Annotated in this window: 7 protein-coding genes; all 7 read left to right on the plus strand. The window is 70.4% G+C overall.

Features of this window, described 5'->3' with window-relative positions:
* A partial coding sequence (rpsE, locus tag AC1DUQ_RS16430; RefSeq protein ID WP_477074154.1) for a 30S ribosomal protein S5 occupies positions 1-655 on the plus strand: 655 nt, incomplete at its 5' end.
* Positions 655-837, plus strand: coding sequence for a 50S ribosomal protein L30 (rpmD, locus tag AC1DUQ_RS16435; RefSeq protein WP_028045050.1), 183 nt, complete (start codon positions 655-657; stop codon positions 835-837). The genes rpsE and rpmD, both read left to right, overlap by 1 nt.
* A 2-nt stretch (positions 838-839) precedes the next feature.
* The gene (rplO, locus tag AC1DUQ_RS16440; protein WP_477061367.1) at positions 840-1571 is read left to right on the plus strand and encodes a 50S ribosomal protein L15; all 732 of its coding nucleotides are present in this window, start codon (positions 840-842) and stop codon (positions 1569-1571) included.
* 161 nt (positions 1572-1732) lie between these two features.
* Positions 1733-3028 (plus strand): preprotein translocase subunit SecY, encoded by a 1296-nt coding sequence (secY, locus tag AC1DUQ_RS16445; RefSeq protein ID WP_477061368.1) that lies wholly within the window; start codon positions 1733-1735, stop codon positions 3026-3028.
* Complete coding sequence (locus AC1DUQ_RS16450; protein ID WP_056088947.1) at positions 3025-3606, plus strand: adenylate kinase; 582 nt, start codon at positions 3025-3027, stop codon at positions 3604-3606. Before secY ends, AC1DUQ_RS16450 begins: the two co-directional genes overlap by 4 nt.
* Before the next feature lie 2 nt (positions 3607-3608).
* Positions 3609-4451 carry a type I methionyl aminopeptidase gene (gene map / locus AC1DUQ_RS16455; RefSeq protein ID WP_477061369.1) on the plus strand — a complete coding sequence of 281 codons (843 nt, stop codon included), beginning with the start codon at positions 3609-3611 and terminating at the stop codon, positions 4449-4451.
* A 249-nt stretch (positions 4452-4700) separates the two neighbouring features.
* A complete protein-coding gene (locus tag AC1DUQ_RS16460) occupies positions 4701-5612 on the plus strand; it encodes an LPXTG cell wall anchor domain-containing protein (protein ID WP_477061370.1) in 912 nt (303 codons plus the stop codon).
* The last annotated feature ends 15 nt before the right edge of the window (positions 5613-5627 follow it).

Consider the following 5627-nt stretch of genomic DNA (forward strand, 5'->3'; position numbering starts at 1 on the left):
GCGCAGCAACACCGGGGCGCCCGCGGGTGGCACCGGCACCGGCGGCGGTGACCGCCGCGACGGCGGCCGCGGCCGTGACGGCGGCGGCGGKCGCGGACGCGACGCCGCAGAGAAGAGCGCGTTCCTCGAGCGCGTCGTGACGATCAACCGCGTGGCCAAGGTCGTCAAGGGTGGCCGCCGCTTCAGCTTCACCGCGCTCGTCGTGGTCGGCGACGGCGACGGCACCGTGGGTGTCGGCTACGGGAAGGCCAAGGAGGTGCCCGCGGCGATCGCCAAGGGCGTCGAGGAGGCCAAGAAGAACTTCTTCAAGGTCCCGCGCATCCAGGGCACGATCCCGCACCCCATCCAGGGTGAGGCCGCTGCCGGTGTCGTCTTCCTGCGTCCGGCGTCCCCGGGTACCGGCGTCATCGCCGGTGGTCCGGTGCGCGCCGTGCTCGAGTGCGCCGGCATCCACGACGTGCTGAGCAAGTCGCTCGGCTCGTCCAACGCGATCAACATCGTGCACGCCACGGTCGCGGCCCTCAAGGGTCTCGAGCGTCCCGAGGCCGTGGCCGCGCGCCGCGGGCTCCCGGTCGAGCACGTGGTCCCGGCTGCCCTCCTCCGTGCCCAGGCTGCCGGCCTGGCCGCAGCGGCGGGCTCGAAGGCAGGTGCGTGATGGCTCGACTCAAGGTGACCCAGACGCGCTCTGGCATCGGCGGTAAGCAGAACCAGCGCGACACCCTGCGCACCCTCGGCCTCAAGCGGATCGGCGACGTCGTCGTCAAGGAGGACCGTCCTGAGATCCGCGGCATGGTCAAGACGGTGACGCACCTTGTCGCGGTCGAAGAGGTGGAGTGACCATGGCTGACGAGAACGAGAAGGGCACCGACGAGGTGACGGCCCCCAAGAAGGCCGCCGCCAAGAAGGCCCCCGCGAAGAAGGCCGCCGACACGGAGTCCGCTCCGAAGGCGACCAAGGCGAAGTCCGCTGCTGCGGACAAGCCGGCCAAGGCCGACAAGGCCGAGGCGACGACCGAGGCTGCACCGAAGGCGAAGGCCCCCAAGGCCGCGCCCAAGGCTGCTGCGCCCAAGAAGACGGTCTCCGCTGCTGCGGCGAAGGCGGCCGAGGCCGCTGCGCAGCCCGGCAACGGTGGGACGCTCAAGGTGCACCACCTCCGTCCGGCTCCGGGCGCCAAGACCGCCAAGACCCGCGTGGGTCGTGGCGAGGCGTCCAAGGGCAAGACGGCCGGTCGTGGCACCAAGGGCACCAAGGCCCGCTACCAGGTGCCGACGCGCTTCGAGGGCGGGCAGATGCCTCTGCACATGCGCCTCCCGAAGCTGCGCGGCTTCAAGAACCCGTTCCGCGTCGAGTACCAGGTGGTCAACCTGGACAAGCTGTCGGCGCTGTACCCGAACGGTGGCGACGTGACGGTCGCCGACCTCGTGGCGAAGGGCGCGGTCCGCAAGGGCCAGCCCGTCAAGGTGCTCGGCACCGGCGAGCTCACGGTCAAGGTCTCTGTCGCGGTCGACGCCTACTCGGCGACCGCGAAGGACGCGATCGTGGCGGCCGGCGGAAGCGTCGCGCAGGACTGATCGAAGGGACGGGACCGGTGGGTGCGTAGTTACCCGCCGGTCCCGTTCCGTATGTCGGCGGGCATCAGTTAGGGTGCCCCGGTGCTCGCGACTCGTCGCGGGCTGCACGGCCGGAACGGACCGGTCGTACGTGATGCCGCTCCGGCGGCCCAGGAGGACAGGTGCTCAGCGCATTCGTGCGGGCGTTCCGGACGCCCGACCTGCGGCGCAAGCTGCTCTTCACCATCGGGATCATGGTGATCTTCCGTGCCGGCTCGTTCCTGCCGACACCGGGAGTCTCCTACCCGAACGTGCAGACGTGTATCGAGCAGTCCCAGGGCAACGACCTGCTCGGGCTGGTGAACCTGTTCAGCGGCGGTGCTCTGCTGCAGCTGTCGGTGTTCGCGCTCGGGATCATGCCGTACATCACCGCGAGCATCATCATCCAGCTGCTCCGGGTGGTCATCCCTCGTTTCGAGGAGCTCCACAAGGAGGGCCAGTCCGGCACCGCGAAGCTCACGCAGTACACGCGGTACCTGACGATCGGCCTGGCGATCCTGCAGTCGACGACGATCATCACCGTCGCGCGCAGCGGTCAGCTGTTCAGYGGGTGCACCGTCGACGTCATCCCGGACGACAACTGGGTCACGCTCCTCATCATGGTGATCACCATGACCGCCGGTACCGGCCTGATCATGTGGCTGGGTGAGCTCATCACCGAGCGCGGTGTCGGCAACGGCATGTCGCTGCTCATCTTCACGTCGATCGCGGCCAGCTTCCCCGGCGCCATGTGGTCGATCGCCGGTGGCGACAACGGCATCTCGAAGTTCATCGTGGTCCTGGCGATCGTCGTGCTGGTCATCGCGCTGGTGGTGTTCGTCGAGCAGTCGCAGCGACGCGTGCCGGTGCAGTACGCCAAGCGCATGGTCGGCCGTCGCATGTACGGCGGCTCGAGCACCTACATCCCGATCAAGATCAACATGGCCGGCGTCATCCCGGTGATCTTCGCGTCGTCGCTGCTCGCCGTCCCCGGGCTGCTCGCGCAGTTCGGTGACCCGACCGCCGGGTGGGTCCAGTGGATCCAGCGCTACCTGGCCTCGCCCAGCGCGCCGCTGCACCTGGCGATCTACGTCGTCCTGATCATCTTCTTCTGCTACTTCTACACGGCGATCACGTTCAACCCGGACGAGGTCGCGGACAACATGAAGAAGTACGGCGGCTTCATCCCCGGCATCCGTGCCGGCCGGCCGACCGCCGAGTACCTGGACTACGTGATCTCGCGGATCACCGCGCCCGGGTCCGTCTACCTGGCGATCGTCGCGCTGATCCCGACCATCGCGTTCATCGTGATGGGCGTCGGCACCAACATCCCGTTCGGCGGGGCGTCGATCCTCATCGTCGTCGGCGTCGGCCTGGAGACCGTGAAGCAGATCGAGTCCCAGCTGCAGCAGCGGCACTACGAAGGGTTCTTGCGTTGAGCACGCGTCTCGTCCTGCTCGGTCCTCCGGGAGCGGGCAAGGGGACCCAGGCTGTGCGGATCGCCGAGCGGCTGGGCATCCCGGCCATCTCGACCGGCGACATCTTCCGCGCCAACATCAAGGGCGGCACGCCGCTCGGCAAGACGGTGCAGGAGTACACGTCGCGCGGCGCGCTGGTCCCGGACTCGGTGACCAACGAGATGGTGCGCGACCGGCTCGCCCAGGACGACGCGGCTGACGGGTTCCTGCTCGACGGGTACCCGCGCAACGTCGCCCAGGTGGGGGAGCTCGACGCGATCCTCGCGGACGCGGGGCTGAGCCTCGACCTCGCGATCGAGATCACCGCCGACCCGGACGTCGTCGTGGCGCGGCTGCTCAAGCGTGCCGAGATCGAGGGCCGTGAGGACGACACCGAGGACGTCGTCCGCCACCGGCTCGACGTCTACGCCCAGGAGACCGCGCCCATCGCGCACGTGTACGCCGACCGCGGACTGCTCGCGCAGGTGGACGGGATCGGCGACGTCGACGCGGTCACCGAGCGGCTCGTCGCGGCGATCGGCGCGCCGAGCGCCGGCTGACCATGTTCGGTCGCGAGCGGATCGAGTACAAGACACCCGAGCAGGTGCTGCTCATGCGGCGTGCCGGGCTGGTGGTCGCCGAGGCGCTGGCCGCTGTGCGGGAGCGGGCGGTGGCCGGGGTCACGACGGGTGAGCTGGACGCCGTCGCTGCGGAGATCATCGGTGACCGGCACGCGACGCCGTCGTTCCTCGGCTACCTCGGCTATCCGGCGTCCCTCTGTGTCTCGGTGAACGACGAGGTCGTGCACGGCATCCCGGGCTCCCGGGTGCTCGAGCCCGGGGACGTGGTGTCGGTCGACTGCGGCGCGATCGTCGAGGGCTGGCACGGCGACTCCGCGATCACCGTGGTCCTCGACGGCGCCGCGCCCGAGGACGTCGCCCTGGCGGAGACGACGGAGCGCGCCATGTGGGCGGGCATCGCCGCTCTGGCCGGCGCCGAGCGGCTGGGCGCGGTGGGGGAGGCGGTCGAGGACGTCGTCGACGCCGCCGAGGCAGCCGGGCTCAACGGCGGGCAGCGGTACGGCCTGGTCGAGGAGTACGTGGGTCACGGCATCGGTACGGCGATGCACCAGCCGCCGGACGTGCCGAACTTCCGTAGTCGGGACCGTGGTCCGCGCGTGCGCCCGGGGCTGTGCGTCGCGGTCGAGCCGATGGTGGTGCGCGGACAGCGGTTCACCCAGGTCCTCGACGACGACTGGACCGTCGTCACGGGCGACGGCTCGCGCGCGTCCCACTGGGAGCACACCGTCGCCGTGCTGGACGACGGCATCTGGGTGCTGACCGCGCCCGACGGCGGTGCGGAGAAGCTGGCCGCGCTCGGCGTCTCCATCGCACCGCTCGCCTGACCCCGGAGTTACTCCCGAGTACGTCCATCCAGGTGAACTTGTGTCCAGTTGTCCACAATTTGTCTGTGATCTGGCCAAACGCGCACGCGATGACCGGTTTGTCCGATACGGTCCTGCCCGGCGGTGAACGATCCGCCACGGGCGTCCCTGGGGCCCGCGCGGCGTGACCGGTGCGGTGAAGGGGTGGGAGGCCCGACTCCGGCAGGCACGTGGTCAGCGCGCGCCTGCACTCGACGTGATGGGTGGCTCATGCAGCGCAGCGTTCGTCCTTCCCCGATCTCCGTCCGCCGCCTCGTCGGCGCCGCGGCCGTCGCCTCCGCCCTGCTCCTCACCGGTGCGGGTGCTGCGCAGGCGCACGGCAACGACAGCCACCGGGGCAGGCAGTGGCAGCAACCGCAGACGCAGCTGACGAAGCAGCAGACGAGCGAGCCGGAGACCACCGGCGCCTACGTCTACCTCAAGAAGGACGTCACCAAGCCGGTGTCGTGGGAGAACTCGACCCAGCAGTACCTGGTCACCACGTGGTCGGGCGGGTACTGGCGCGATCTCACGCTCGAGGAGATCGGTGCCGCAATGCCTGCCGACGTCACGGTCTGCGGTCCGGGCTGGGCGGTCCAGGAGGACAAGGCGTACGGCGACGCGACGGTCTTCACCGGCAACAAGGCGCCCCACTACCCGACGGACTACATCGGCTGGCGGAGCAAGGAGAACCCGAAGGGTGCGCTCTTCGACGCCAAGCACTTCGAGCTGTCCGCCATGGTGACGGTCCCGGCGTGCGGTCCGACGCCGACCACCTCGCCGTCGCCCGAGCCGACGGTGTCCCCGAGCCCGACGCCGAGCGTCAGCGAGACCCCGCCGCCGCCGTCGCCCGCCACGCCGGTCACGCCGCCCGCACCGTCGACGCCTCCGGCTCCTCCGGCGCCCCCGGTCACCGAGGTGGACGACGCGCCGTCGGCGACACCGACTCCCACCGTCGGCATCGTCGCGTCGACCCCGACCCCGTCCGCCTCGTTCTACTCCGAGGTCCTCGCTGCGGGGCCCACCGGTGGTGCGGCGCTGGCCGCGACCGGCTCGTCCCCGATGCCGGGCGTGCTCGCCGCGGGCATCCTGGTGCTCTCGGGGGCAGCCCTGCTCCTGCTGAGGCGCCGGCGCGCCAGCTGATCACACACAGGAGGG

The sequence above is a fragment of the Cellulomonas sp. P4_B5_2 genome (assembly GCF_056402235.1).

Coding starts and splice junctions, on each gene's coding strand:
- rpmD (WP_028045050.1), top strand. CDS start 655: ATGGCTCGACTCAAGGTGACCCAGACGCGCTCTGGCATCGGCGGTAAG.
- rplO (WP_477061367.1), top strand. CDS start 840: ATGGCTGACGAGAACGAGAAGGGCACCGACGAGGTGACGGCCCCCAAG.
- map (WP_477061369.1), top strand. CDS start 3,609: ATGTTCGGTCGCGAGCGGATCGAGTACAAGACACCCGAGCAGGTGCTG.
- AC1DUQ_RS16460 (WP_477061370.1), top strand. CDS start 4,701: ATGCAGCGCAGCGTTCGTCCTTCCCCGATCTCCGTCCGCCGCCTCGTC.